Consider the following 25892-nt stretch of genomic DNA (forward strand, 5'->3'; position numbering starts at 1 on the left):
GGAGAGGTACCCAAGTGGCCAACGGGAGCAGACTGTAAATCTGCCGGCGAACGCCTTCGGAGGTTCGAATCCTCCCCTCTCCATAGGAGCGGATCTCTGGATCGAGCGCGAAATGCTCGGCCCGGGCCGGGGTCGGAAGCGAGAACGACACGAGCAGCGAGAACGAGAGAAGAACGGAAGCAAAGGACAGCGAGGAACAAGCAGAGAGTCGGACGATCAGGCGGGAGTAGCTCAGCTGGTTAGAGCACGAGCCTTCCAAGCTCGGGGTCGCGGGTTCGAATCCCGTTTCCCGCTCTCGATGCCGCAAGCAGTTTCGCGGCAATCAACAAGGCGGAAAGACCGCGAGGTGTCGTTCCGACGCAGCGAACAGGCCCAGGTAGCTCAGTCGGCAGAGCACGTCCTTGGTAAGGACGAGGTCGGCGGTTCGATCCCGCTCCTGGGCTCGTCGGAAAGGTAGGCGGCGATGAGAGATCTGGTTGGACTCGCGTGCGACGAATGCAAGCGGAAGAACTACACGACGACGCGCAACAAGAAGCGCACCACGGAGAAGCTCTCCATCCAGAAGTACTGCCCGGCCTGCCGGGGCCATCGGCTCCATAAGGAGGTCAAGGTCTGATCGTTGCGCCGCGGCGCTCCGGTGCGCGCGTCGCTGCCGTGACGTGCCGGGACGACGGGCGGCCTTCGGCGTCACTGCCCCGCGGGGGTCAGTAGCTCGAATTGGTTAGAGCACCGGACTCCAAATCCGGGGGTTGCAGGTTCGAATCCTGCCTGGCCCGTCAAGGCGGTCGGCGAGCGCGGCGCCGCGACCGACGCGACAATCACCACGAGCGGACGAACGAACTCGGCACATTCATAAGGGACACGCGAGCGGCGGGAGCGACGCAAGGCGCACATGGCAATGGAGCAGCAATCCGGAGGCAAGCAGCCTCAGCAAGGCGGACTGGGACAGATCACCACCGTCGTCCCGCGGTCGATCGAGTTCGTCAAGGAGGCGTGGCAGGAGCTCAAGAAGGTCCACTGGCCGACGCGTAAGGAAACCTACTCCGCGACGGTGATCGTCATCGTCGCGGTCGTGATCGTGGCCACGTTCCTCGGGCTCGTCGACTTCGCCCTCTCGTTCGCGATGCAATACATCATGGGTCAGGAATGAGCGAGACGAAGGCTGCCGCAGGCGACCTGACTCCGCGCTGGTACGTCGTCCACACCTACTCGGGTTACGAGGCCAAGGTGAAGGCGTCGCTCGACGAGCGTCGCCGGGGCGAGCTGGCGAAGAAGAAGGCAGATCTCGCCGCGCTCGAAGCGAAGTCCGACAAGACGGACAAGGATCTTGCGGCGATCGCGGACCTGAAGCGCGCGATCGAGCAGCTCGAGTCCTTCCGTGAGGTGCTCGTCCCGTCCGAGAAAGTCGTCGAGCTCGTCAAGGGTCAGCGACGGACGTCGACCAGGAAGTTCTTTCCGGGCTACATCCTGGTCAATATCGGCATCCTCGGCGACTACATCAAAGGTTTCATCAAGTCGACGCCGCGGGTGACCGGCTTCGTCGGTGGCACGGACGATCCGCCTGCGATCAGCGAGGCCGAGGTCCGCGAGATCACGCAGCAGATGGAAGAGGGCGCCGTCAAGCCCAAGGTCCTGTTCGAGGCTGGCGAGAGCGTCAAGGTCATCGACGGACCGTTCCAGGACTTCAACGGCGTCGTCGAAGAGGTCAAGCCCGACAAGGGCAAGCTGCGGGTGCTGATCAGCATCTTCGGCCGCGCGACGCCCGTCGAGCTCGACTTCATCCAGGTCGAGAAGGCTTAGGGGAGGCGTCGTGGCAAAGAAGGTTATCGCCGAGGTCAAGCTCCAGATTCCCGCCGGCGGGGCGAACCCGAGCCCGCCGGTCGGTCCGGCGCTCGGCCAGCGCGGCGTTAACATCATGGAGTTCTGCAAGGCGTTCAACGCGCAGACCCAGGCTCAGGCCGGGCTCATCATCCCGGTCATCATCACGGTCTACGCGGACCGCTCCTTCACGTTCGTCACCAAGACGCCGCCCGCCGCGGTGCTGCTGAAGAAGGCGGCGGGCATCGAGAAGGGCTCGGGCGAGCCGCGCCGCAAGATGGTCGGCAAGGTGACCAGGGAGCAGGTGCGCGACATCGCGAAGCTCAAGATGCCCGATCTGGCGGTGAACTCGCTCGAAGCGGCCGAGCGCACCATCGCCGGCACCGCGCGCTCGATCGGGCTCGAGATCGTGGACTGATCATGGCGAAGAAGCACAGCAAGAGGCACCGGAACGCCGTCGCGAAGGTCGACCGCGAGAAGCGCTACGCGCTCGCGGACGCGCTGAAGCTCGCGCTCGAGACCGACCCCGCCAAGTTCGACGAGACGGTCGAGCTCGCGGTGCGGCTCGGCGTCGACCCGCGTCAAGCAGATCAGAACGTCCGCGGTACGACGCAGCTGCCGCACGGCACCGGCAAGACGGTTCGCGTGCTGGTGTTCGCGAAGGGCGAGAAGGCGCGTGAGGCGCAGGAGGCGGGCGCCGATTACGTCGGCGCCGACGATCTCGCCGCCAAGATCACCAACGAGAACTGGCTCGAGTTCGACAGCGCGATCGCGACCCCCGACATGATGGGCGTGGTCGGCAAGCTCGGTAAGGTGCTCGGTCCGCGCGGCCTGATGCCGAACCCGAAGGTCGGCACGGTGACCATGGACGTCGCGAAGGCGGTCCGCGACATCAAGGCCGGTAAGGTCGAGTACCGCGTCGAGAAGGCCGGCATCGTGCACGTGCCGATCGGCAAGCGCTCCTTCGGCGCGGAGAAGCTGCTCGACAACGCGAACGCCGTGCTCGAGAGCCTGATCCGCGCCAAGCCGGCGGCGGCGAAGGGCACGTACCTGCGCTCGATCGCGGTGTCGACGACGATGGGGCCCGGGATCAAGGTCGACCCGCTGAGCACCAAGGTAGCCGCCTGAACACGAGGGCCACGAAGCCGTGATCTCGCAAAGCAAACCAGAAATCGTAAAGAGCCTGAAGGAGCGCCTCGAGCGCGCTTCGGTCGCGGTCCTCACCGAGCCGCGCGGTCTGACGGTCTCGCAGGTCACCAAGCTGCGGACCAAGATCCGCGAGCTCTCGGGCGAGTACAAGGTCGCGAAGAACACCCTCGCGATCCGCGCGGTGCAGGGCACCTCGTTCGAGGGGCTCGCGCCGCTGCTCGAAGGCCCGACCGCGCTCGTGTTCGGCTACGGCGACCCGATCGCCGTCATCAAGGAGATCGTCGAATACTCCGGGCAGAACGCGGAGAAGCTGTCGGTCAAGGGCGCCGTCCTCGACGGACAGCTCTTCGCGCGCGACGACGTGGCCGCGCTGGCGAAGCTCGCCGGCAAGGACCAGCTCCGGGCGCAGCTGCTCGGCGTCCTCCTGGCGCCGGCGAGCAAGCTCGTCCGGACGCTCAATGAGCCCGGTGCGGCGCTCGCCCGTTTGCTGGCGGCCCGCGCAGAGAAGGGAGCGCCCGCGGAGTGACCGCGTAGGCTTGGCGACACGACGGCGGGGCGGCGGACGCTCCCGCTCAGTTTCGAGGAGAAGGTATGGCCATCACGGCAGAAAAGATGAACGAGCTCATTGACACCCTCTCGGGGTTGACCATCCTGGAGGTATCCCAGCTGGTCAAGTCGCTCGAGGAGAAGTGGGGCGTGTCGGCGGCGGCCCCGGTCGCCGTCGCTGCGGTCGGCGGCGCTGCTGCCGCGCCGGGCGCTGCGGCCCCTGCCGCGGAGAAGGAGGAGTTCAACGTCATCCTCAAGTCCGCGGGTGACAAGAAGATCCAGGTCATCAAGGTCGTCCGCGAGCTCACGGGCCTGGGCCTGAAGGAGGCCAAGGACCTCGTCGACGGCGCGCCGAAGACCGTGAAGGAAGGCGTGGCGAAGGCCGAGGCCGAGGACATGAAGAAGAAGCTCGAGGAGGCGGGCGGCACTGTCGAGCTGCAGTAGCCTCCGCGCGCCGTCAGGTGCGCAACACAGATTTCGTTCAAATGAAGCCACGAGGCCCGACGGGCCTCGTGTGCCTTTTTGCCAACAGCGTGACCCCTCGATCAGCAGTGCATCGATCGACCTGGTCACGAAGTGACGAGTCAGGGAATGGCGAGGGACGCGGGCTCGACCCGCGGCCCGAGGTCCACCGGGGGAGCCGGGACGCGGCGGCGTAGCGGCCGCGGCGGGCGCCCGACGGGGACAAAAGGGGCATAAATGGCGCAGGTTGCGGACAATTTCCGTCCACGGCGCAACTTCGGAAAGATCAAGAAGGTCGTCGAGATCCCGAACCTCATCGAGATCCAGCGGCGTTCCTACGAGGAGTTTCTGCAGAAGGACGTTCCGCCCGATCAGCGGAAGGACGTCGGTCTGCAGGCCGTGTTCAAGTCCGTCTTCCCGATCAAGGATTTCAACGACACCGCCGAGCTCGACTTCGTCAGCTACTCGATCGGCGAGCCCAAGTTCGACATCGAGGAGTGCCATCAACGCGGCAACAACTACGCTGCGCCGCTGAAGGTCACCGTCCACCTGGTCATCTACGACGTCGATCCGACGACCGGGACGCGCTCGATCAAGAACGTCAAGGAGCAGGAGGTCTACTTCGGCGAGATCCCGCTCATGACGCCGAACGGTACCTTCATGATCAACGGTACCGAGCGCGTCATCGTCTCCCAGCTCCATCGCTCGCCGGGCGTCTTCTTCGACGACGACAAGGGCAAGACGCACGCCTCGGGCAAGCTGCTCTACAAGGCGCGCATCATCCCGTACCGCGGCTCGTGGATCGACTTCGAGTTCGACCCGCGTGACATCATCTACGTCCGCATCGACCGCCGCCGGAAGTTCCACGCGACGGTGCTGCTGCGCGCCCTCGGCATGACGACCGAGGACCTGCTCAACTACTTCTACAAGAAGGACACCATCGTCCTCGACGGCAAGAAGGCGTTCCGCGTCTTCCGTCCGGACCTGCACCTCGGCACCAAGGTCACGCGCGACGTCCGCCATCCCGAGACCAACGAGATCATCGTCAAGGAAGGCCGCAAGCTCACCAAGGGCTCGATCCGGCAGCTCGAGGCGGCCGGCGTCGAGATGCTGCCGATCAACTTCGAGGACATCGTCGGCAAGGTCTCGGCGTACGACATCGCCGATCCCGCGACCGGCGAGGTGCTCGTCGAGTGCAACCAGGAGATCTCGCCCGAGATCCTCGAGAAGCTGCGCGAGCGCGGCATCGAGCGCTTCGACGTCCTGTTCCTCGACCACACCGGCCCGTCGCTGCGCAACACGATGCTGCAGGACAAGATCTCCTCGCCCGACGAGGCGATCATGGAGATCTACAAGCGGCTTCGTCCGGGTGACCCGCCGACCCGCGAGACCGCGCGGACCTTCTTCGACAACCTGTTCTTCAACAAGGACCGCTACGACCTGTCGCGCGTCGGGCGCTTGAAGCTCAACCACAAGCTGCGCCTCAACGCGCCGCTCGAGCAGGGCACGCTGCGCGCCCAGGACATTCTCGAGGTCGTCCGCTACCTGATCGATCTCCGCAACGGCAACGGCACGGTCGACGACATCGACCACCTCGGCAACCGTCGCGTGCGCGCGGTCGGCGAGCTGGTCGAGAACCAGTACCGCATCGGCCTCGTCCGCATGGAGCGCGCCATCAAGGAGCGCATGAGCCTGCAGGACATCGAGACGCTGATGCCGCAGGAGCTCATCAACTACAAGCCGGTCGCCGCGGTCATCAAGGAGTTCTTCGGCTCGTCGCAGCTCTCGCAGTTCATGGATCAGACCAACCCGCTCAGCGAGGTGACGCACAAGCGTCGTCTCTCGGCGCTGGGCCCGGGCGGTCTGACGCGCGAGCGCGCGGGCTTCGAGGTGCGCGACGTCCACCCGACGCACTACGGCCGCGTGTGTCCGATCGAGACGCCGGAAGGTCCGAACATCGGTCTGATCGCGTCGCTGTCGACCTACGCGCGGGTGAACGAGTACGGCTTCGTCGAGACGCCCTACCGCAAGGTCGAGAACGGCCGCGCGACCGACGAGATCCACTATCTCTCGGCGCTCGAGGAAGAGGACCACGTCATCGCGCAGGCGAACGCGCCGCTCGACGCGCAGGGCCGGTTCACCGCGGACATCGTCTCCGCGCGCACCGGCGGCGAGTTCCAGCAGGTCTCGCCGGACCAGGTCGAGTTCATGGACGTGTCGCCGAACCAGCTGGTGTCGGTGGCGGCGTCGCTGATCCCGTTCCTCGAGAACGACGACGCGAACCGCGCGCTCATGGGCTCGAACATGCAGCGTCAGGCGGTGCCGCTGCTGCGCACCGACGCGCCGCTCGTCGGCACCGGGATGGAGAGCACCGTCGCGCGCGACTCGGGCGTCACGGTGCTCGCGAAGCGCGACGGCATCGTGGAGAGCGTCGACGCGACCCGCATCGTCGTGCGCGCGCTCAACCCGCGCAACGACGGCGTCGACACCGGCATCGACATCTTCCCGCTGATCAAGTACCAGCGCTCGAACCAGAGCACCTGCGTCAACCAAAAGCCGATCGTCAAGGTCGGAGATCGGGTCTCCGCGGGTGACGTGCTCGCCGACGGCCCGGCGACCGAGATGGGCGAGCTGGCGCTCGGCCGCAACGTCCTCGTCGCCTTCATGCCGTGGGGCGGCTACAACTTCGAGGACTCGATCCTGATCAGCGAGCGCGTGGTGAAGGAGGACCTCTTCACCTCGGTGCACATCGAGGAGTTCGAGTGCGTCGCGCGCGACACCAAGCTCGGCCCCGAGGACATCACGCGCGACATCCCGAACGTCGGCGAGGAGGCGCTCGCCAACCTCGACGAGTCGGGCATCATTCGCATCGGCGCCGAGGTTCGGCCGGGCGACATCCTGGTCGGCAAGATCACGCCGAAGGGCGAGACCCAGCTCTCGCCCGAGGAGAAGCTGCTCCGCGCGATCTTCGGCGAGAAGGCGGGTGAGGTGCGCGACACCTCGCTGCGCGTTCCGCCGGGCGTCGAGGGCACGGTGATCGAGGCGCGGGTCTTCTCGCGCAAGGGCGTCACCAAGGACGAGCGCTCGCGTCAGATCGAGGAGGCCGAGATCGCGCGGCTCCGCAAGGACGAGGAGGACCAGGTCCGCATCGTCCGCGAGAGCACGGCGCGCAAGGTCAAGAAGCTCGTCGTCGGCAAGACCACGACCAACCGGGTCGCGGACGACCAGCGCCGCCAGCTCCTGCCGAAGGGCCACGAGCTGACGGCCGAGGACATCGACCGCATCCCGCCGACCTACTGGGCCGACATCCGCATCGGCGACGAGAAGGCCGAGGGCGAGCTCGAGCGTGCGTGCCGCGCCATGCGCGACCAGATCGAGCGCCTGCAGCGCGTGACCCAGGAGAAGATCGCGCGCCTGCAGGCGGGCGACGAGCTGGCGCCGGGCGTCATCAAGATGGTGAAGATCTTCGTCGCCATCAAGCGCAAGCTTCAGGTCGGCGACAAGATGGCAGGCCGCCACGGCAACAAGGGCGTCCTGTCGCGCATCCTGCCGGAAGAGGACATGCCGTACCTGGCGGACGGAACGCCGGTCGACATCGTGCTCAACCCGCTCGGCGTGCCGTCGCGCATGAACGTCGGTCAGATCCTCGAGACCCACCTCGGCTGGGCGGCGCGCGAGCTCGGCGCGCAGCTCGCGCGCGAGGTGCGCGAGAACGGCAAGGACGGCGTCGAGAACGTCCGCAAGAAGCTCAAGGAGCTCTACGGCAAGGAGTACCACGAGCTGTTCGACAACTGCCGGGACGAGGACCTGATCAAGATCGCGGAGAAGGCCGCCAACGGCATTCACGTCGCGTCGCCGGTCTTCGACGGCGCCAGCGAGAGCGAGATCTTCCAGCTGCTCGCCAAGGCCGGGCTCCCCGAGACCGGCCAGACCACTCTCTACGACGGGCGCACCGGCGAGCCGTTCGACCAGCCGGTGACGGTGGGCATCATCTACATGATGAAGCTGCACCACCTGGTCGACGACAAGATCCACGCGCGCTCGACCGGCCCGTACTCGCTCGTCACCCAGCAGCCGCTCGGCGGCAAGGCGCAGTTCGGTGGTCAGCGCCTCGGTGAGATGGAGGTGTGGGCGCTCGAGTCCTACGGCGCCGCCTACTCGCTGCAGGAGATGCTGACCGTCAAGTCCGACGACGTCGTCGGTCGTACGCGCATGTACGAGGCGATCGTCAAGGGCGAGAGCGTGCTCGAGCCGGGTCTGCCGGAGTCCTTCAACGTCATGCTGAAGGAGCTGCAGAGCCTCGCGCTCGACGTCGAGCTGCTCGAAGAGGCGCCACCTGCTCTGCCGGCCGCAGTCGGCGAGGAGTGACGCGAACGCGGTCTAACGGCGACACATTGACGTCGACGGCGTGCGGTCACGCCGCACGCCGTCGGCGAGGATGAGAAGAAATGGAAGACCTTTTTAGCTTGTTCGAGAAGCCGAAGAACCCGGTGTCGTTCGGGGCGCTGCGGATCTCGATCGCTTCGCCGGAGAAGATCCGTTCGTGGTCGCACGGCGAGGTCAAGAAGCCGGAGACCATCAACTACCGGACGTTCAAGCCGGAGCGTGACGGTCTGTTCTGCGCGAAGATCTTCGGCCCGACCAAGGACTACGAGTGCAACTGCGGCAAGTACAAGCGCATGCGGCACCGTGGTGTGGTCTGCGAGAAGTGCGGCGTCGAGGTGATTCAGTCGAAGGTCCGCCGCGAGCGCATGGGCCACATCGACCTCGCGACGCCGGTCGCGCACATCTGGTTCCTGAAGAGCCTGCCCTCGCGCATCGGCACCGTGCTCGATCTCACGCTGAAGGAGATCGAGAAGATCCTCTACTTCGAGTCCTACGTCGTCATCGACCCGAAGGACTCGGGCCTGCAGAAGCACGAGCTCCTCACCGAGACCAAGTACCGCAAGGCGATCGAGGAGTACGGACCGGACGGCTTCCGCGCCGAGATGGGCGCCGAGGCCATCCGTGAGATGCTCAAGGAGATCGACGTCGAGCAGCTCGCCGAGGAGCTGCGCGCCGAGATGCGCGCCGCGACCAGCGAGGCGAAGCGCAAGAAGCTCGCGAAGCGCCTCAAGGTCGTCAACGCGCTGCGCAAGTCGGGCAACCGTCCCGAGTGGATGATCCTCGAGGTCATCCCGGTCATCCCGCCCGACCTCCGTCCGCTCGTGCCGCTCGACGGCGGCCGCTTCGCGACGTCGGACCTCAACGACCTCTACCGGCGCGTCATCAACCGCAACAACCGCCTGAAGCGCCTCATGGAGCTGCAGGCGCCGGACATCATCATCCGGAACGAGAAGCGCATGCTGCAGGAGGCCGTCGACGCGCTGTTCGACAACGGTCGCCGCGGGCGTGCGATCACCGGTCCGAACAAGCGGCCGCTGAAGTCGCTGTCCGACATGCTCAAGGGCAAGACGGGCCGCTTCCGCCAGAACCTGCTCGGTAAGCGCGTCGACTACTCGGGCCGCTCGGTCATCGTCGTCGGTCCGGAGCTGCGCCTGCACCAGTGCGGCCTGCCGAAGAAGATGGCGCTCGAGCTGTTCAAGCCGTTCATCTACAACAAGCTCGAGGAGCGCGGCCTCGTCACGACCATCAAGAGCGCGAAGAAGATGGTCGAGAAGGAGCGCCCCGAGGTGTGGGACATCCTCGACGAGGTGATCCGCGAGCACCCGGTGCTGCTCAACCGCGCGCCGACGCTGCACCGCCTCGGCATTCAGGCCTTCGAGCCGGTGCTGATCGAGGGCAAGGCGATCCAGCTCCACCCGCTGGTCTGCGCGGCGTACAACGCGGACTTCGACGGCGACCAGATGGCGGTGCACGTGCCGCTGTCGGTCGAGGCGCAGGTCGAGGCCCGCGCATTGATGATGTCGACGAACAACATCCTGTCGCCGGCGCACGGCAAGCCGATCATCGTGCCGACGCAGGACACGGTTCTCGGCCTCTACTGGATGACGCGCGAGCGCCCGGGCGTGAAGGGCACCGGCAAGGTCTTCGCGAGCCCAGAGGAAGTGCGCATCGCGTTCGACCAGGGCGAGGTCGCGTTGCAGGCGGCGATCGAGGTGCGGATCAACGGCGAGCGCGTCCGCACCACCGTCGGCCGCGTGCTGCTCTACGAGGTGGTGCCGCCCGAGATCCCGTTCGAGAAGGTGAATCGCGTGATGAAGAAGCGCGAGCTCGCCGAGCTGATCGACATCGCCTATCGGCGCTCGGGCAACAAGGCCACGGTGATCTTCGCCGACAAGCTGAAGGACACCGGCTACGCCTACGCGACCAAGGCCGGCATCTCGATCGGCATCAAGGACATGAAGATCCCGGCCGCGAAGCAGCGGCTGATCGAGGAGGCGACCAAGGAGGTCGCCGAGATCGCGGACCAGTACGCGAAGGGCCTCATCACCGACGGCGAGCGCTACAACAAGGTCGTCGACATCTGGGCCGAGAAGACCGACCAGATCGCCGACGAGATGCTCAAGGAGCTCCGCGAGGAGACCTACGTCGAGAACGGCAAGGAAACCAAGATCGACAGCTTCAACCCGATCTGGATGATGGCCGATTCCGGCGCGCGCGGCTCGGCGCAGCAGATCCGTCAGCTCGCCGGCATGCGCGGTCTGATGGCGAAGCCGTCGGGCGAGATCATCGAGACCCCGATCACCGCGAACTTCCGCGAGGGCCTCACCGTTCTCCAGTACTTCATCTCGACGCACGGCGCCCGCAAGGGTCTCGCCGACACGGCGCTCAAGACCGCGAACTCCGGTTACTTGACGCGCCGCCTGGTCGACGTCGCGCAGGACTCCATCATCACCGAAGAGGACTGCAACACGCTCGACGGCATCGAGATGACGCCGCTCGTCGAGGGTGGCGAGATCATCGAGTCGCTCGGTGACCGCGTCCTCGGCCGCGTCGCCCTCGAGGACATCCTCGACCCGTTCGATGGCACGGTGCTCGTGCACGCGAACGAGGAGATCGACGAGGCCAAGGTCGAGGCGATCGAGCGCGCGAGCGTCGACCGCGTCAAGATCCGCTCGGTGCTCACCTGCCAGTCGCGTCACGGCGTCTGCAGCCGCTGCTACGGCCGCGACCTGGCGCGCGGCAAGATGGTGAACCTGGGCGAGGCGATCGGCGTCATCGCGGCGCAGTCGATCGGCGAGCCCGGCACGCAGCTCACGATGCGCACCTTCCACATCGGTGGCACCGCGAGCCGGCACGTCGAGCAGACCGAGCTCGATGCCCGCAACGACGGCATCGTCCGCTTCCACAACCTGAACACCGTCGAGAACAAGGACGGCGACCTCGTGGTCATGTCCCGCAACGGGCAGATCACGCTGGTCGAGGAGTCGGGCGGCCGCGAGCGCGAGCGTGAGCGCTACCCGATCGTCTACGGCGCGAAGCTCAAGGTGCGCGACGGTCAGGCGGTCAAGGCGGGCACCCGCCTCGCCGAGTGGGATCCGTACACCACCCCGATCCTCACCGAGGCGTCGGGTACGGTGAAGTACGGCGACCTGATCGAGGGCGTCACCATCGAGGATCGTCTCGATGAGCGCACCGGCCTGTCGAACACCGTGGTCATCGACTACACGGCCACGGTCGGGCAGGCGGCGGACGCCACCAAGGCGAAGAAGCGCGGCGCCGCGGAGTCGCAGGGCAGCCAGCTCTCGCCGCGCATCTCGATCAAGGGCAAGGACGGCAAGACCGTCAAGCTGCCGAACGGCCAGGAGGCGCGCTACCCGCTCCCGGTCGGCATTCACCTGAGCGTCGTCGACGGCCAGGAGGTCATGGCCGGCGACGTGCTCGCGAAGATGCCGCGCGAGACCACCAAGACGAAGGACATCACCGGCGGTCTGCCGCGCGTCGCCGAGCTCTTCGAGGCCCGCAAGCCCAAGGAGTTCGCGGTCGTCAGCGAGATCGACGGCGTCGTTTCCTACGGCAAGGACACCAAGGGCAAGCGCAAGATCGAGGTCACGCCCGAGGTCGGCGAGCCGCGCGAGTACCTGATCCCGAAGGGCAAGCACATCCGCGTGCACCCGGGCGATCACGTCCGCGCGGGCGATCCGCTGATGGACGGCTCGACCAACCCGCACGACATCCTGACCATCAAGGGTCAGAAGGAGCTCGCCAAGTTCCTGGTCGACGAGATCCAGGAGATCTACCGGCTCCAGGGCGTGCGCATCAACGACAAGCACATCGAGGTCATCGTCCGGCAGATGCTGCGTCGGGTGCGCATCACCCACGCCGGCGACACCGAGTTCCTGGTGGGCGACCACGTCGAGCGCTGGCGCTTCGAGGAGGAGAACCGGCGGGTCGAGGAGGCCGGCGGCGAGCCGGCGAAGGCCGAGGACCTGCTCCTCGGCATCACCAAGGCGAGCCTGTCGACGGAGAGCTTCATCTCCGCGGCGTCCTTCCAGGAGACCACCAAGGTGCTCACCGAGGCCGCGCTCAACGGCAAGGTGGACCGCCTGGTCGGCCTCAAGGAGAACGTCATCATGGGTCGGCTGATTCCGGCCGGCACCGGGATGCAGCGCTACAACAAGATCGAGGTCGAGGTGCACGAGCCCGAGCCGGGGAGCCTGCCCGACGAGGAGTCGGGGCTCATGGGCGAGCCGCAGGTCGGCTCACCGGCAGAGGTAGCTTGACAGCTAATTTCTAATTCCCTACAGTCCTCCGCTTTAGCGAATTTTTTCGGCCCACGTCCGTGGGTCGCCGGTGAATTGTCGGCGGCCCACGGCGTCGGCGCCGAGATGTCGCAAGGCCGCAAGATCCGGCTCGCCGGGTGGTCTGGCGGGGCGGTACGCGGGCACCGGCAAGAGCAGGAAGATCCGCAGAGAGAACGGATGCCGACGATCAATCAATTGGTGAGCAAGGGGCGTGAGAAGGTGCGTCGCAAGGCGGCGACGCCGGCCCTCCAGAAGTCACCGCAGAAGCGCGGCGTTTGCACCCGCGTGTACACCTCGACCCCGAAGAAGCCGAACTCCGCGCTGCGCAAGGTGGCGCGCGTCCGGCTGACCAACGGCATCGAGGTCACCTCCTACATCCCCGGCATCGGTCACAATCTGCAGGAGCACTCCGTGGTGCTCATCCGCGGCGGCCGCGTGAAGGACCTGCCCGGCGTCCGCTACCACATCATCCGCGGCACGCTGGACGCCGTCGGCGTCCAGGACCGCAAGCGCGGCCGGTCGAAGTACGGCGCCAAGCGGCCCAAGTAACCGACGCGCGAGTCGGGCAAATCGGAGTCGATCGCTAGTTCGTTCGAGGGGGAAAGCACCACACAGCAGGGGGAAGCGCAAAGCCGAGGCACCCGGGCGACCCGGTCCGGGTTTCGCCGACTCCCGAAACCGGTTCGCCGCCGATCGAGCGGCGGGCGCATGAAGCTGAATACGTATGCCACGTAAAGGTGAAGTGGGCCGGCGAGACGTTTTGCCGGATCCGAAGTATCACGACCGGTTGGTCACCAAGTTCATGAACACCATGATGCTTGGTGGCAAGAAGAGCCTCACGGAGCGGATCTTCTACGGCGCGCTGGACACCATCGCCGAGAAGACCCAGGAGGACCCGCTCGCGATCTTCAAGCGCGCCCTCGAGAACGTCAAGCCTTCCGTCGAAGTCCGCTCCCGCCGGGTCGGCGGCGCCACCTACCAGGTGCCCGTCGAGGTCCGGCCGCCGCGCCGCGTCGCGCTCGGCATGCGCTGGCTCGTGCAGTCGAGCCGCGCTCGCCACGAGAAGTCGATGGCGGAGCGCCTCGCGAACGAGCTGCTCGACGCGGCGAACATGCGGGGCAACGCGGTGAAGAAGAAGGAAGACACTCATCGCATGGCGGAGGCGAACAACGCCTTCGCCCACTACCGGTGGTGATCGGCGAGAGCTGACCCCCGGGGATCAAGGTCGTTAACTTCCATGCCACGTCAAGCTCCGCTCGAGAGAACGCGCAACATCGGCATCATGGCGCACATCGATGCCGGTAAGACCACCACGACCGAGCGCATCCTCTTCTACACCGGCGTCAACTACAAGATCGGCGAGGTCCACGAAGGGACCGCGACGATGGACTGGATGACCCAGGAGCAAGAGCGGGGCATCACCATCACGTCGGCGGCCACCCAGTGCATGTGGCGGGACCACCGCATCAACATCATCGACACGCCGGGCCACGTCGACTTCACCATGGAGGTCGAGCGGTCGCTGCGCGTCCTCGATGGGGCGGTGGCGCTGTTCGATTCCGTCGCCGGCGTCGAGCCGCAGTCCGAGACGGTGTGGCGGCAGGCCGACAAGTACGGCGTTCCGCGCATCGCGTTCATCAACAAGATGGACCGCGTCGGCGCGAACTTCGACCGCTGCGTGGACATGATCCGCGATCGTCTGCGGTCGAACGCGGTGCCCCTGCACGTGCCGGTCGGCACCGAGGAGAACTTCCGCGGCGTCGTCGACGTCGTGACGATGCAGGCCGTCGTCTGGGACGACGACAGCCTGGGCGCGAAGTTCTCGACCGTCCCGATCCCCGCCGACCTGGTCGACGCCGCGAACGCCGCCCGCGAGAAGGTCGTCGAGGCCGCCGCGGAGGCCGACGAGGAGCTGCTCGAGAAGTACCTCGAGGGCAAGGAGCTCTCGGTGGCCGAGATCAAGGCGGCGCTGCGCAAGGCGACGCTCGAGTCGAAGATCGTTCCGGTGCTCTGCGGCAGCTCGTTCAAGAACAAGGGCGTGCAGCTCTTGCTCGACGCGATCGTCGACTACCTGCCGTCGCCGCTCGACAAGCCGCCCGTCGCCGGCGTCGATCCCGACGGCAAGGAGATGACGCGCAAGCCCGCCGACGACGCGCCGTTCAGCGCGCTCGCGTTCAAGATCATGACCGACCCGTTCGTCGGCGCGCTGACCTTCTTCCGCGTCTACTCCGGGACGATGCAGTCCGGCTCCTACGTCCTGAACTCGACGCGCGGCAAGAAGGAGCGCATCGGCCGTCTCCTCAAGATGCACGCGAACAAGCGTGAGGAGATCACCGAGGTCTACGCCGGCGACATCGCCGCGGCGGTCGGTCTGCGCGACACGCGCACCGGCGACACGCTGTGCGACGAGAAGAGCCCGATCATCCTCGAGTCGATCGACTTCCCCGATCCCGTCATCGACATCGCGATCGAGCCCAAGACCAAGGCGGACCAGGAGAAGCTCGCCACCTCGCTCGCCAAGCTCGCGACCGAGGATCCGTCGTTCCGCGTGCGGACCGACAAGGAGACCGGCCAGACGATCATCGCCGGCATGGGCGAGCTGCACCTCGAGATCATCGTCGACCGCCTCCTGCGCGAGTTCAAGGTCGACGCGAACGTCGGCAAGCCGCAGGTCGCGTACCGTGAGACCATCCGCAAGACGGTCGAGCAGGAGCACAAGTTCGTTCGCCAGACCGGTGGCCGCGGCCAGTACGGCCACGTCCTGATCCGCGTCGAGCCGCTGCCGCCGGGCACCGGCTTCGAGTTCAAGGACGAGGTCAAGGGCGGCACGGTCCCGCGCGAGTACATCCCGGCGGTCGAGAAGGGCGTCCGGGAGGCGTGCGAGTCCGGCGTGCTCGCCGGCTACCCGGTCGTCGACGTCCGCGTCGTGCTCTACGACGGCTCGTACCACGAGGTCGACTCGTCCGAGATGGCGTTCAAGATCGCCGGCTCGATCGCCTTCAAGGAGGCGTGTCAGAAGGCTTCGCCGGTCATCCTCGAGCCGATCATGGCCGTCGAGGTGGTCGTGCCCGAGGAGTTCATGGGCGACGTGATCGGCAACCTGAGCGGTCGGCGCGGCAAGATCCAGGGCATGGAGCCGCGCGGCGGCGCGCAGGCCATCCGCGCCGAGGTGCCGCTCAAGGAGATGTTCGGTTACGCGACCGAGCTACGTTCGATGACGCAGGGTCGCGCGACGTACACGATGCAATTCTCGCATTACGAGCCCGTGCCGCAGGCGATCTCGGAGGAGATCACCGCCAAGGCCGTCGGAGCCTAAGAGCCTAGAAAAGGAAGATCGCCGGAAGTCAGTTCGGCGCAATTGGGAGAGAGCAGCAATGGCGAAGGCAAAGTTCGAGCGCACCAAGCCGCACGTGAACGTGGGCACGATCGGACACATCGATCACGGGAAGACCACGCTCACCGCGGCGATCACCAAGGTCCAGGCCCAAAAGAAGCTCGGACAGTTCGTCGCGTTCGACCAGATCGACAAGGCGCCCGAGGAGCGCGCACGCGGTATCACGATCGCGACGGCGCACGTCGAGTACGAGACCGAGAAGCGCCACTACGCGCACGTCGATTGCCCGGGCCACGCCGACTACATCAAGAACATGATCACCGGCGCCGCCCAGATGGACGGCGCGATCCTCGTGGTCGCCGCGACCGACGGCCCGATGCCGCAGACCCGCGAGCACATCCTGCTCGCCCGGCAGGTCGGCGTGCCTCGTATCGTCGTCTTCATGAACAAGGTCGACGCCGTCGAGGATCCCGAGCTGCTCGACCTGGTCGAGCTCGAGGTCCGCGAGCTGCTCTCGAAGTACGAGTTCCCGGGCGACGAGATTCCGATCATCCGCGGCAGCGCGCTCAAGGCGCTCGAGGGTGACAAGAGCGAGCTCGGCGAGCCGGCGATCGACCGCCTGATGGAGGCGATCGACTCGTACATCCCCGACCCGCAGCGCGCCGTCGACGCGCCGTTCCTGATGCCGATCGAGGACGTGTTCTCGATCTCGGGCCGCGGCACCGTCGCCACGGGTCGTATCGAGAAGGGCAAGGTCAAGGTGGGCGACGAGGTCGAGATCGTCGGCATCCGTCCGACCCAGAAGACCACCGTCACCGGCGTCGAGATGTTCCGCAAGCTGCTCGACGAGGGTGTGGCGGGCGACAACATCGGCGCGCTGCTCCGCGGCATCAAGCGTGAGGAGGTCGAGCGCGGCCAGGTGCTCGCGAAGCCCGGCTCGATCACGCCGCACACGCACTACGAGGCGCAGATCTACGTCCTCACCAAGGAGGAGGGCGGCCGGCACACGCCGTTCTTCAACGGCTACCGTCCGCAGTTCTACTTCCGCACGACCGACGTGACCGGCGTCATGACGCTGCCCGAGGGCACCGAGATGGTCATGCCGGGCGACAACGTGAAGGTGACGGTCAAGCTGATCACCCCGATCGCCATGGACGAGGGTCTCCGCTTCGCGATCCGCGAGGGGGGCCGCACCGTCGGCGCGGGCGTGGTCGGCAAGATCCTGGAGTGATCCTGGCCGAGCGACGAGGCCCATCGGAGGAGCGGAGCCGGAGCGCTCTGCGCTTCGGCGAGCACCGCACGGGGGCGGAATTCAAGTGAACGACAAGATCAGAATCAGGCTGAAGGCGTACGACTATCGGCTCCTGGACCAGTCGGTGCGGGAGATCGTCGAGACCGTGCGCCGGACGGGAGGTCGGCTCGCCGGCCCGATCCCGCTGCCGACGCGCATCGAGCGGTTCACCGTGAACCGCTCGCCGCACGTCGACAAGAAGTCGCGCGAGCACTTCGAGATCCGCACGCACAAGCGGTTGCTCGACATCCTCGATCCGACCCAGCAGACCATCGACGCGCTCGGCAAGCTCGATCTGTCGGCCGGCGTCGATGTCGAGATCAAACTTCAGTAGGACCAGGACGTAACGATGTTCCGTTCAGCCACGAAGGGGCTCGCCGATGGCAACCGCTGAGGCAGCGGCCGTCCCGGCGCGCAAGAAGCTGGGCCTGCTCGGCCGGAAGATCGGCATGACGCAGCTGCTCCTGCCGACGGGCCGCTCCGTCCCGGTGACGGTGATCGAGGCGGGGCCGTGCGTCGTCGTGCAGCGCAAGACGCCGGAGCGCGACGGCTACACCGCCGTGCAGCTCGGCTTCGCGCCGTCGAAGCCGCACCGCGAGACCAAGGCGGCGATCGGCCACGCGGCGAAGGCGGGCAAGGGGACCTTCTCGCTGCTGCGCGAGTTCTGGGGCGGCGAGAACCTCGAGCTCGGCGCGACGCTCACCGTGGCCGACCTGTTCCGCGACGGTGAGAAGGTGCACGTCACCGGCACCACCAAGGGACGCGGCTACAGCGGCGTCATCAAGCGCCACGGCTTCGGCGGCTTCCCGGGCACGCACGGCACCCACGAGTACTTCCGGCACGGCGGCTCGATCGGTAACCGCTCGTTCCCCGGCCGCGTCTTCAAGGGCAAGCGCATGGCAGGCCGCTACGGCAACGAGCGGGTCACGACGCGCAACCTGACCGTGGTCCAGGTGCGCGGCGAGCAGAACCTGCTCCTGGTGCGCGGCTCGGTCGCGGGACCGCGTGGTGGCTACGTCATCGTGCGTCCGGCCGGAGGAGTTGAGAAGTGAGCACGCAGGGCTCTGAGCTGCGCGCTCCCGTGCGCGGCATCGACGGCGGGAACAAGGGCGAGGTCGCTCTGCCGTCGGCGTTCCAGGAGAAGCCGCGTGACCATCTCGTCTACGAGGTGGTGCACATGCAGATGGCGAGCCGGCGCGCGGGCACGCACGCGACCAAGACGCGCGGCTTCGTCTCCGGCGGCGGCGCCAAGCCGTGGCGTCAGAAGGGCACCGGACGCGCGCGCGCGGGCAGCAGCCGCTCGCCGCTGTGGGCCGGCGGTGCGACGGTCTTCGGACCGCAGCCGCGCGACTACGGCTACCGCGTGCCGGCGAAGGCGCGGCGCGTGGCGCTGCGCGCCGCGCTGTCGGACCGCCAGCGCAACGGCGCGCTCACCGTAGTGGACAAGATCGAGCTCCCGGAACCCAAGACCAAGCGCGTCGTCGAGATGCTCAACGCGCTCGGAATCGAGGGCAGCGTGCTGATCGTCAGCAAGGAGCAGAACGAGAGCCTCGAGCGCGCGGCGCGCAACCTCAAGAACGTCAAGGTGCTGCGCAGTGCGGGCGTGAACGTCTACGACGTCCTCAAGCACCGTCACCTGCTGCTCACGCAGGATGCGGTCGAGGCGCTTGCCGAAAGGCTCGAAACGAGGGCCGAGGCATGAGGCATTACTCGCAGATCATCCGCTCGCCGCTGATCACCGAGAAGGGCACGCTGGTCAACGAGCAGGCGAACCAGGTCCTGTTCAAGGTCGCGCGCGACGCCAACAAGGTCGAGATCCAGAAGGCGGTCGAGGAGTTCTTCAACGTGAAGGTGGTCAAGGTCCGCACGGTCAACGTGCTGGGCAAGACCCGCCGCGTCGGCCGCTCGATCGGTCGCCGCCCGGACTGGAAGAAGGCCTACGTGACGCTCGCCGAAGGCCAGCGCATCGACTTCTTCGAGGGTGCGTGATGCGCAGCACCGGATACTTCAAGCCGACGTCTCCCGGCCGTCGCTTCATGTCGGCCCGTGACCTTTCGGGGGTAGCGAAGACCAAGCCGCCGAAGTCGCTCACCGGCCCGCTGCACTCGACGGGCGGCCGCAACAACAACGGGCGCATCACCACGCGCTACCGTGGCGGCGGACACAAGCGTCGCCTGCGCATCGTCGACTTCCGCCGCGACAAGGTCGGCGTGCCGGCCAAGGTCGCGTCGATCGACTACGATCCGAACCGCTCGGCGCGCCTCGCGCTGCTCCACTACGCGGACGGCGAGAAGCGCTACATCCTGGCGCCGGTCGGGCTCGAGGTCGGCGACACGGTGATGGCGGGCGAGGGCGCGGACATCAAGCCGGGCAACTCGCTCGCGCTGCGCGACATCCCGCTCGGCACGACGATCCACAACATCGAGCTCACCGAGGGCCGTGGCGGACAGCTCGTCCGCAGCGCCGGCGCCTCGGCGCAGCTGATGGCGAAGGAAGGCGACTACGCGCTGATCAAGCTGCCGTCCGGCGAGCAGCGCCGCGTGCGTCTCGCGTGCCGCGCCACCATCGGGCAGGTCGGCAACATCGCGCACGAGAACGTCTCGATCGGCAAGGCGGGTCGCGCGCGCTGGCTCGGCCGTCGTCCGCACGTTCGCGGCACCGCGATGAACCCCGTCGACCATCCGCACGGCGGCGGCGAGGGGCGCTCGAAGGGCAACCACCCGCAGTCGCCCTGGGGCATGCCGACCAAGGGCTACAAGACGCGTCGCAACAAGCGCACCACGAAGTTCATCGTGCAGCGCCGGAAGAAGTGAGGAACGTCTAGACCATGCCGCGTTCGGTCAAAAAGGGACCTTTTGTCGACGACCACCTCCTCAAGAAGGTCGAGGCGATGAACGCCAGCGGGGAGAAGCGCGTGATCCGCACCTGGTCACGTCGCTCGACGATCGTTCCCGAGATGCTGGGGCACACGATCGCGGTGCACAACGGGCAGAAGTTCATCCCCATGTTCATCACCGAGAACATGGTGGGTCACAAGCTCGGAGAGTTTGCGCCGACGCGCACCTTCCACGGCCACTCCGGCGACCGGAAGAGCGACGTCAAGGGCGCGGCGGTCAAGCGCTGAGGCAGGACGCGAGTCGGGGAGAAACGGCGGGACACGGCGATGGAAGTCCGAGCGAGAACACGTTACATGCGCATCTCTCCGCGCAAGGCGCGGTTGGTCGTGGATCTGATTCGCGGCCGTGCCGTCGGCGAGGCGCTTTCCGTCCTCGACTTCACCCCGAAGAAGGCAGCGCGGCTGATCGCCAAGACGCTGCGCTCGGCGGTGGCCAACGCGGAGAACACCCAGAACGTCGACGTCGACCAGCTCTACGTGAAGCGGGCCTACGTCGACGAGGGACCGACGCACAAGCGCACGCTGCCGCGCGCGCAGGGTCGGGCGACGCGGATCTTCAAGCGTACCTCGCACGTCACGCTCGTCGTCGACGAGCGCGAGCGGGCGCGGGGCTGAGAGCGCCGAGCAGCGGGTAGGGAGAGATGGGACAGAAAACACACCCGAAGGGATTCCGGGTCGGCGTGATCGAGAACTGGGAGTCGCGCTGGTTCGCCACGCGCGACTACGCGACGCTGCTGCACGAGGACATGCGCGTCCGCAAGTTCTTGAAGAAGCGCCTGTACCACGCCGGAATCTCGAAGATCGAGATCGAGCGCGCTGCGAACAAAGCGAAGGTCAACATCCACACGGCCCGCCCGGGCATCGTGATCGGCAAGAAGGGCGCCGAGATCGAGAAGCTCAAGGCCGAGCTGAACAAGCTCATGGGCAAGGAGACCTACATCAACATCATCGAGGTCCGTCGCCCGGACATCGACGCTCAGCTGGTCGCGGAGAACGTCGCGCTGCAGCTCGAGCGGCGCGTCGCCTTCCGCCGCGCGATGAAGGAAGCGGTGGCGCGCGCGATGCGCATGGGTGCGCAGGGCGTTCGTATCCAGTGCTCGGGCCGGCTCGGCGGCACCGAGATCGCGCGCCGCGAGTGGTACCGCGAGGGACGCGTTCCCCTGCACACGCTGCGTGCGGACATCAGCTACGGCTTCGCCGAGGCGAAGACGACCTACGGCGTCATCGGAATCAAGGCGTGGATCATGCGCGGCGACGTGCTGTCCCGCGAGGAGGAGCAGCGGCAGGCGGTCGGCGCCTGACGCGAGGCTGAATCATGCTAGCGCCCAAGCGCGTCAAGTTTCGCAAGCATCAGAAGGGCCGCCGGGCCGGAACCGCGTACCGCGGTTCCACGCTCGCGTTCGGCGACTACGGTCTGAAGGCACTCGGTCGCGGCTGGCTCACCGCCCGCCAGCTCGAGGCCGCGCGTATCGCGCTCACCCGTCACATCAAGCGTGGCGGGCGCGTGTGGATCCGCGTGTTCCCCGACAAGCCGCTCACCAAGAAGCCGGCCGAGACCCGCATGGGTAAGGGCAAGGGCTCACCCGAGCTGTGGGTCTGCGTGATCAAGCCCGGCCGGATGATCTTCGAGATGGAGGGCGTCGATCGAGACGTTGCGAAGGAGGCCTTCCGCCTCGCGTCGCACAAGATCGCGATCCCGACCCAGTTCATCGAGAGAGCGCATCATGCGGCCTAAGGAAATCCGAGAGCTCGGTGACGCCGAGCTGGCGCAGAAGGAGCGCGAGATCCGCGAGGAGCTCTTCCGGCTCCGCCTGCGCGGCGCGACCGGGCAGATCGAGAACAAGATGAAGGCGCGTCTCGTGCGCCGCGACCTGGCTCGCGTGCTCACGGTGAAGCGCGAACGGAGCAAGGGGGCGGGGCGTCCGGCATGAGGACCACGGCACATCGCAAGCATCGTTCGGGCGTCGTGTGCTCGAACAAGATGGACAAGACGGTGGTGGTCCTGGTGGAGCGCCTCGTCAAGCATCCAAAGTACAAGAAGTACCTGCGCGTTCGAAAGAAGTTCAAGGCGCACGACGAGCGCAACTCGTGCAACGTCGGCGACCTGGTTGAGATCATCGAGACCCGGCCGCTGTCGCGCGACAAGCGGTGGGCCGTCAAGCAGATCCTGCGCAGGGCGGAGCAGTAGGACCACCGAGGCGCGAACATGATTCAGACGGAAACGCTGCTCGACGTCGCCGACAACTCCGGCGCGCGCAAGGTGCTGTGCATCAAGGTGCTCGGAGGCAGCCGCCGGCGCTACGCGTCGCTCGGCGACGTGATCGTCGGCTCGGTGAAGGAAGCGACGCCGAACTCCAAGGTGAAGAAGGGAGACGTCGTCAAGGCGGTCGTGGTGCGGACGGCCAAGGAGGTCGGACGCCCGGACGGCTCCTACATCCGCTTCGACAACAATTCGGCGGTGCTGATCGACAAGGACGGTGAGCCGGTCGGGACGCGCATCTTCGGCCCGATCGCGCGCGAGCTGCGCGCGAAGCGGTTCATGAAGATCGTCTCGCTCGCGCCCGAGGTCATCTGAGAATGAGCGCGGTAACGAGAAATCGAGCCGGCAGCGGCGAGCGTCCGGTACGCATCCCGACCCGGCTGAAGAAGGGCGACACCGTCCTGGTGATCGCGGGCAAGGAGCGCGGCAAGACCGGCAAGATCCTGCGCGTGATCCCGGAGAAGAACCGCGCGACCGTCGAGCGGCTGAACATGGTCAAGCGCCACCGCAAGGGGCGCAACCCGCAGATGAGCGGCGGCATCGTCGAGCGCGAGGCGCCGCTGCACCTGTCGAACCTGATGCTCATCTGCGACCGCTGCAACAAGCCGACCCGCATCGGCATGAAGCGGCTCGAGACCGGTGAGTACGTGCGGCGCTGCCACCGCTGCTCGGAGGTGATTGGCCGATGAGCGAAGCAGTGGAGCAGGCGACGCAGCCGACCCAGACGGACGGAAAGCGGCAGCAGATGGTTCCGAGGCTCAAGAAGGCGTTCGTCGAGCGAATCGCGCCCCAGCTCCAGACGGAGCTCGGGCTCAAGAACCCGCTGCAGGTGCCGCGTCTCGAGAAGATCGTCCTCAACATCGGCCTCGGCGAGGCGATCCAGAACGTCAAGGCGCTCGACTCGGCGGTGGCCGAGCTCGCGGCGATCACCGGTCAGAAGCCGGTCGTCACGCGCGCCAAGAAGGCGATCGCGAACTTCAAGCTGCGCGAGAACATGCCGATCGGCGTGATGGTCACGCTGCGCGGCAATCGGATGTACGAGTTCCTCGACCGCTTGCTGTCGGTCGCGCTGCCCCGCGTGCGAGACTTCAAGGGCGTCTCGGACCGGAGCTTCGACGGTCGCGGCAACTACTCGCTCGGCGTCACCGAGCAGATCATCTTCCCCGAGGTCGACATCGACAAGATCGACAAGGTGCGCGGCCTCACGGTCACCATCTGCACGACCGCGCGCACGGACAGCGAGGGCAAGGCGCTGCTCCGGGCGCTCGGGATGCCGTTCCGTAGCTGACGAGAGCGCAGAGCAAGCAAGGACGACGAATGGCCAAGACCTGTCTCAGAATCAAAGCGGCACGGCCCCCCAAGTTCGAGGTGCGGAGGTACAACCGCTGTCTCTCGTGCGGCCGTGCGCGCGGTTTCTACCGCAAGTTCAAGCTGTGCCGGATCTGCCTGCGCGAGCTCGCGCGCAAGGGCCAGATTCCGGGTGTGACGAAGGCGAGCTGGTAACGCCGATGATGACCGATCCGATTGCCGACCTGCTGACGCGCATCCGCAACGGCAGCCGCGCGCGCAAGGACCGCGTCGACGTGCCGTGGTCCAAGGTGAAGGAACGCCTCACCGCGGTCCTCGTCGAGGAGGGCTACCTCAAGGACTACACGGTGGTCGGCGAGGGACCGAAGAAGGAGATCCGCATCGGCCTGCGCTACGACGCGCAGCGCCGCCCGGTGATCACCGGCCTCAAGCGGGTGAGCAAGCCGAGCCTGCGGGTCTACGTCGGCGCCGACACCGCGCCGCGCATCCGCCGCGGTCTCGGCGTGAGCATCCTCTCGACTCCCCAGGGCATCCTGCCCGACCGCGTGGCGCGCGAGCGCAACGTCGGCGGCGAGGTGCTGTGCGCGGTGTGGTGAGGCGGGCCCGGCTCGAGGATTCGACGAGGAAGGTGAAGCGATGTCTCGCATAGGTCGACTTCCGGTGAAGCTGCCCCAGGGGGTGAGCGTCGCCGTGAAGCCGGATGTGGTGGAGATCAAGGGCCCGCGCGGCACGGCCGCCGTCCCGGTGCCACCGAAGGTCAGCGTACGGCAGGAGGGCGAGGAGCTGCACGTCGTCCGCGAAAGCGACGACCGCAAGGTGCGCGCCCTGCACGGTCTCACGCGCAAGAGCTTGTTCAACGGCGTGACCGGCGTCAGCACGGGCTTCACGCGGGTCCTCGAGATCAACGGCGTCGGCTACCGCGCCGACCTGCGCGGCAACACGATCCTGTTCTCGCTCGGCTACTCGCACCCGATCCTCTTCCAGCTGCCGGACGGCGTCACGGCGAAGATCGACAAGCAGACGGTGATCACGCTCGAGGGCTCCGACCGCCAGCTCCTCGGCGCGACCGCGGCGGCGATCCGCGAGCTGCGTCCGCCCGAGCCCTACAAGGGCAAGGGCATCAAGTACGCCGAGGAGACGATCCGGAGGAAGTCCGGCAAGGCGGCAGGGGCCTCCTGAGGAACCAGCGATGTTGACCAACGTCAGATCTCCGCGACGCGCGCTGCGCCAGGCGCGCGTCCGCAAGCGGGTGCGGGGCACCGACGCGCGGCCGCGTCTCTCCGTGTTCCGCAGCCTGAAGCACATCTACGCGCAAGTCATCTCCGACGAGTCGGGACGCACGCTGGCGTTCGCCTCGACGCTGTCGCCCGAGCTGCGTGAGAAGCTCGGCGGCAAGTCGGGCAACAAGGACGCCGCGCGCGAGGTCGGTCAGCTCATCGCGCGGCGCGCGAAGGAGGCCGGCATCTCCCAGGTCGTGTTCGATCGCAACGGCTTTCTCTACCACGGTCGCGTGCGCACCCTCGCGGAGGCCGCGCGCGAAGGGGGACTTCAGTTTTGATCCGGTACGGCTTCACAGGTGAAGGCGAGCGCGAAGGAGTCGAGCGGTGCAGGTAACGACGGGTGAGCGCGTGGATCCGCACGGGCTCGAGCTCAAGGAGAAGGTCGTCAGCATCAACCGCGTCGCCAAGGTGGTGAAGGGCGGCCGGCGCTTCCGCTTCGGCGCGCTCGTCGTGGTCGGCGACGGCGCGGGCCACGTCGGCTTCGGCCTCGGCAAGGCGAAGGAGGTGCCCGAGGCGATCCGCAAGGGCATCGACAAGGCCAAGAAGTCGCTGATGACCGTGCCGCTCACCGAGGGGACGATTCCGTTCGAGGTGGTGGGCCGCTTCGGCGCCGGCATCGTGATGATGCGTCCGGCGGGTCCCGGTACCGGCGTGATCGCCGGTGGCGGCGTGCGTGCGGTCGTCGAGGCCGCGGGCGTGCAGAACGTGCTCACCAAGTGCATCGGCTCGAACAACCCGCACAACATGGTGCGCGCGACCATCGCGGCGCTGTCGATGCTGCGCTCGCCGGAGCAGGTCGCGAAGTTGCGTAACAAGGAACCGGCAGAGCTCGGCGCTGCCTGAGTCTGGCGAACGAATCCG

31 protein-coding genes, 4 tRNA genes and 1 pseudogene are annotated in these 25892 nt (G+C 66.9%); all 36 read left to right on the plus strand.

Annotated elements, in window-relative coordinates; genetic code table 11:
* A tRNA-Tyr gene (locus VIS07_05400) sits at window positions 1-83 on the plus strand.
* 137 nt (window positions 84-220) lie between these two features.
* Window positions 221-294 (plus strand) — tRNA-Gly (locus VIS07_05405).
* Window positions 295-370: 76 nt separating this feature from the next.
* Window positions 371-443 (plus strand) — tRNA-Thr (locus VIS07_05410).
* Between the two features lie 20 nt (window positions 444-463).
* Window positions 464-616 carry a 50S ribosomal protein L33 gene (gene rpmG / locus VIS07_05415; GenBank protein ID HEY8514929.1) on the plus strand — a complete coding sequence of 51 codons (153 nt, stop codon included), beginning with the start codon at window positions 464-466 and terminating at the stop codon, window positions 614-616.
* A gap of 85 nt (window positions 617-701) precedes the next feature.
* A tRNA-Trp gene (locus tag VIS07_05420) sits at window positions 702-776 on the plus strand.
* A gap of 122 nt (window positions 777-898) precedes the next feature.
* The gene (secE, locus tag VIS07_05425; GenBank protein HEY8514930.1) at window positions 899-1150 is read left to right on the plus strand and encodes a preprotein translocase subunit SecE; all 252 of its coding nucleotides are present in this window, start codon (window positions 899-901) and stop codon (window positions 1148-1150) included.
* A 26-nt stretch (window positions 1151-1176) separates the two neighbouring features.
* Window positions 1177-1800, plus strand: a complete 624-nt coding sequence (gene nusG, locus VIS07_05430) for a transcription termination/antitermination protein NusG (protein HEY8514931.1) — start codon at window positions 1177-1179, stop codon at window positions 1798-1800.
* A 10-nt stretch (window positions 1801-1810) separates the two neighbouring features.
* Complete coding sequence (rplK, locus tag VIS07_05435; protein HEY8514932.1) at window positions 1811-2236, plus strand: 50S ribosomal protein L11; 426 nt, start codon at window positions 1811-1813, stop codon at window positions 2234-2236.
* A 2-nt stretch (window positions 2237-2238) separates the two neighbouring features.
* The gene (rplA, locus tag VIS07_05440; GenBank protein HEY8514933.1) at window positions 2239-2946 is read left to right on the plus strand and encodes a 50S ribosomal protein L1; all 708 of its coding nucleotides are present in this window, start codon (window positions 2239-2241) and stop codon (window positions 2944-2946) included.
* Window positions 2947-2965: 19 nt separating this feature from the next.
* Window positions 2966-3493 carry a 50S ribosomal protein L10 gene (gene rplJ / locus VIS07_05445; protein HEY8514934.1) on the plus strand — a complete coding sequence of 176 codons (528 nt, stop codon included), beginning with the start codon at window positions 2966-2968 and terminating at the stop codon, window positions 3491-3493.
* 86 nt (window positions 3494-3579) lie between these two features.
* Complete coding sequence (gene rplL, locus VIS07_05450) at window positions 3580-3957, plus strand: 50S ribosomal protein L7/L12 (GenBank protein ID HEY8514935.1); 378 nt, start codon at window positions 3580-3582, stop codon at window positions 3955-3957.
* A 255-nt stretch (window positions 3958-4212) separates the two neighbouring features.
* A pseudogene (gene rpoB / locus VIS07_05455) lies at window positions 4213-8301 on the plus strand (DNA-directed RNA polymerase subunit beta).
* Window positions 8302-8423: 122 nt separating this feature from the next.
* A complete protein-coding gene (gene rpoC / locus VIS07_05460; GenBank protein HEY8514936.1) occupies window positions 8424-12641 on the plus strand; it encodes a DNA-directed RNA polymerase subunit beta' in 4218 nt (1405 codons plus the stop codon).
* 198 nt (window positions 12642-12839) lie between these two features.
* A complete protein-coding gene (gene rpsL, locus VIS07_05465; GenBank protein HEY8514937.1) occupies window positions 12840-13211 on the plus strand; it encodes a 30S ribosomal protein S12 in 372 nt (123 codons plus the stop codon).
* Between the two features lie 175 nt (window positions 13212-13386).
* Window positions 13387-13857, plus strand: coding sequence for a 30S ribosomal protein S7 (gene rpsG, locus VIS07_05470; protein ID HEY8514938.1), 471 nt, complete (start codon window positions 13387-13389; stop codon window positions 13855-13857).
* 42 nt (window positions 13858-13899) lie between these two features.
* Entirely contained in the window at window positions 13900-15978 is a 2079-nt protein-coding gene (gene fusA / locus VIS07_05475; GenBank protein HEY8514939.1) for an elongation factor G, read from the plus strand.
* Between the two features lie 58 nt (window positions 15979-16036).
* Entirely contained in the window at window positions 16037-17227 is a 1191-nt protein-coding gene (tuf, locus tag VIS07_05480; GenBank protein ID HEY8514940.1) for an elongation factor Tu, read from the plus strand.
* 85 nt (window positions 17228-17312) lie between these two features.
* Complete coding sequence (rpsJ, locus tag VIS07_05485) at window positions 17313-17621, plus strand: 30S ribosomal protein S10 (protein HEY8514941.1); 309 nt, start codon at window positions 17313-17315, stop codon at window positions 17619-17621.
* Between the two features lie 46 nt (window positions 17622-17667).
* The gene (gene rplC / locus VIS07_05490) at window positions 17668-18339 is read left to right on the plus strand and encodes a 50S ribosomal protein L3 (protein HEY8514942.1); all 672 of its coding nucleotides are present in this window, start codon (window positions 17668-17670) and stop codon (window positions 18337-18339) included.
* The gene (rplD, locus tag VIS07_05495) at window positions 18336-18989 is read left to right on the plus strand and encodes a 50S ribosomal protein L4 (protein HEY8514943.1); all 654 of its coding nucleotides are present in this window, start codon (window positions 18336-18338) and stop codon (window positions 18987-18989) included. The genes rplC and rplD overlap by 4 nt, the downstream gene beginning before the upstream one ends.
* Entirely contained in the window at window positions 18986-19276 is a 291-nt protein-coding gene (locus VIS07_05500) for a 50S ribosomal protein L23 (protein HEY8514944.1), read from the plus strand. Before rplD ends, VIS07_05500 begins: the two co-directional genes overlap by 4 nt.
* A complete protein-coding gene (gene rplB / locus VIS07_05505; GenBank protein ID HEY8514945.1) occupies window positions 19276-20100 on the plus strand; it encodes a 50S ribosomal protein L2 in 825 nt (274 codons plus the stop codon). The genes VIS07_05500 and rplB overlap by 1 nt, the downstream gene beginning before the upstream one ends.
* A 14-nt stretch (window positions 20101-20114) precedes the next feature.
* Complete coding sequence (gene rpsS / locus VIS07_05510; protein HEY8514946.1) at window positions 20115-20411, plus strand: 30S ribosomal protein S19; 297 nt, start codon at window positions 20115-20117, stop codon at window positions 20409-20411.
* 39 nt (window positions 20412-20450) lie between these two features.
* Window positions 20451-20798: a 50S ribosomal protein L22 gene (gene rplV / locus VIS07_05515; GenBank protein HEY8514947.1), complete on the plus strand. Its 348-nt coding sequence runs from the start codon at window positions 20451-20453 to the stop codon at window positions 20796-20798.
* A 26-nt stretch (window positions 20799-20824) separates the two neighbouring features.
* Window positions 20825-21484 (plus strand): 30S ribosomal protein S3, encoded by a 660-nt coding sequence (gene rpsC, locus VIS07_05520; GenBank protein ID HEY8514948.1) that lies wholly within the window; start codon window positions 20825-20827, stop codon window positions 21482-21484.
* 14 nt (window positions 21485-21498) lie between these two features.
* Window positions 21499-21918, plus strand: coding sequence for a 50S ribosomal protein L16 (gene rplP, locus VIS07_05525; GenBank protein HEY8514949.1), 420 nt, complete (start codon window positions 21499-21501; stop codon window positions 21916-21918).
* Window positions 21908-22114 carry a 50S ribosomal protein L29 gene (rpmC, locus tag VIS07_05530; GenBank protein ID HEY8514950.1) on the plus strand — a complete coding sequence of 69 codons (207 nt, stop codon included), beginning with the start codon at window positions 21908-21910 and terminating at the stop codon, window positions 22112-22114. The genes rplP and rpmC overlap by 11 nt, the downstream gene beginning before the upstream one ends.
* Window positions 22111-22371 carry a 30S ribosomal protein S17 gene (gene rpsQ / locus VIS07_05535; protein ID HEY8514951.1) on the plus strand — a complete coding sequence of 87 codons (261 nt, stop codon included), beginning with the start codon at window positions 22111-22113 and terminating at the stop codon, window positions 22369-22371. Before rpmC ends, rpsQ begins: the two co-directional genes overlap by 4 nt.
* Before the next feature lie 18 nt (window positions 22372-22389).
* On the plus strand, window positions 22390-22758 hold the full coding sequence (gene rplN / locus VIS07_05540; GenBank protein ID HEY8514952.1) for a 50S ribosomal protein L14: 369 nt from the start codon (window positions 22390-22392) through the stop codon (window positions 22756-22758).
* A 2-nt stretch (window positions 22759-22760) separates the two neighbouring features.
* Window positions 22761-23132, plus strand: coding sequence for a 50S ribosomal protein L24 (gene rplX, locus VIS07_05545; protein ID HEY8514953.1), 372 nt, complete (start codon window positions 22761-22763; stop codon window positions 23130-23132).
* Between the two features lie 56 nt (window positions 23133-23188).
* Window positions 23189-23731, plus strand: a complete 543-nt coding sequence (rplE, locus tag VIS07_05550; GenBank protein ID HEY8514954.1) for a 50S ribosomal protein L5 — start codon at window positions 23189-23191, stop codon at window positions 23729-23731.
* A 29-nt stretch (window positions 23732-23760) separates the two neighbouring features.
* Window positions 23761-23946, plus strand: coding sequence for a type Z 30S ribosomal protein S14 (locus tag VIS07_05555; GenBank protein HEY8514955.1), 186 nt, complete (start codon window positions 23761-23763; stop codon window positions 23944-23946).
* A 5-nt stretch (window positions 23947-23951) separates the two neighbouring features.
* Complete coding sequence (gene rpsH, locus VIS07_05560) at window positions 23952-24347, plus strand: 30S ribosomal protein S8 (protein ID HEY8514956.1); 396 nt, start codon at window positions 23952-23954, stop codon at window positions 24345-24347.
* Window positions 24348-24387: 40 nt separating this feature from the next.
* A complete protein-coding gene (gene rplF / locus VIS07_05565) occupies window positions 24388-24930 on the plus strand; it encodes a 50S ribosomal protein L6 (GenBank protein HEY8514957.1) in 543 nt (180 codons plus the stop codon).
* Between the two features lie 10 nt (window positions 24931-24940).
* Window positions 24941-25309: a 50S ribosomal protein L18 gene (gene rplR, locus VIS07_05570; protein ID HEY8514958.1), complete on the plus strand. Its 369-nt coding sequence runs from the start codon at window positions 24941-24943 to the stop codon at window positions 25307-25309.
* A 46-nt stretch (window positions 25310-25355) separates the two neighbouring features.
* Window positions 25356-25874, plus strand: a complete 519-nt coding sequence (gene rpsE, locus VIS07_05575; protein ID HEY8514959.1) for a 30S ribosomal protein S5 — start codon at window positions 25356-25358, stop codon at window positions 25872-25874.
* Window positions 25875-25892: the final 18 nt, after the last annotated feature.

This window comes from Candidatus Binatia bacterium (assembly GCA_036563615.1).
GTDB lineage: Bacteria > Desulfobacterota > Binatia > UBA12015 > UBA12015 > DATCMB01.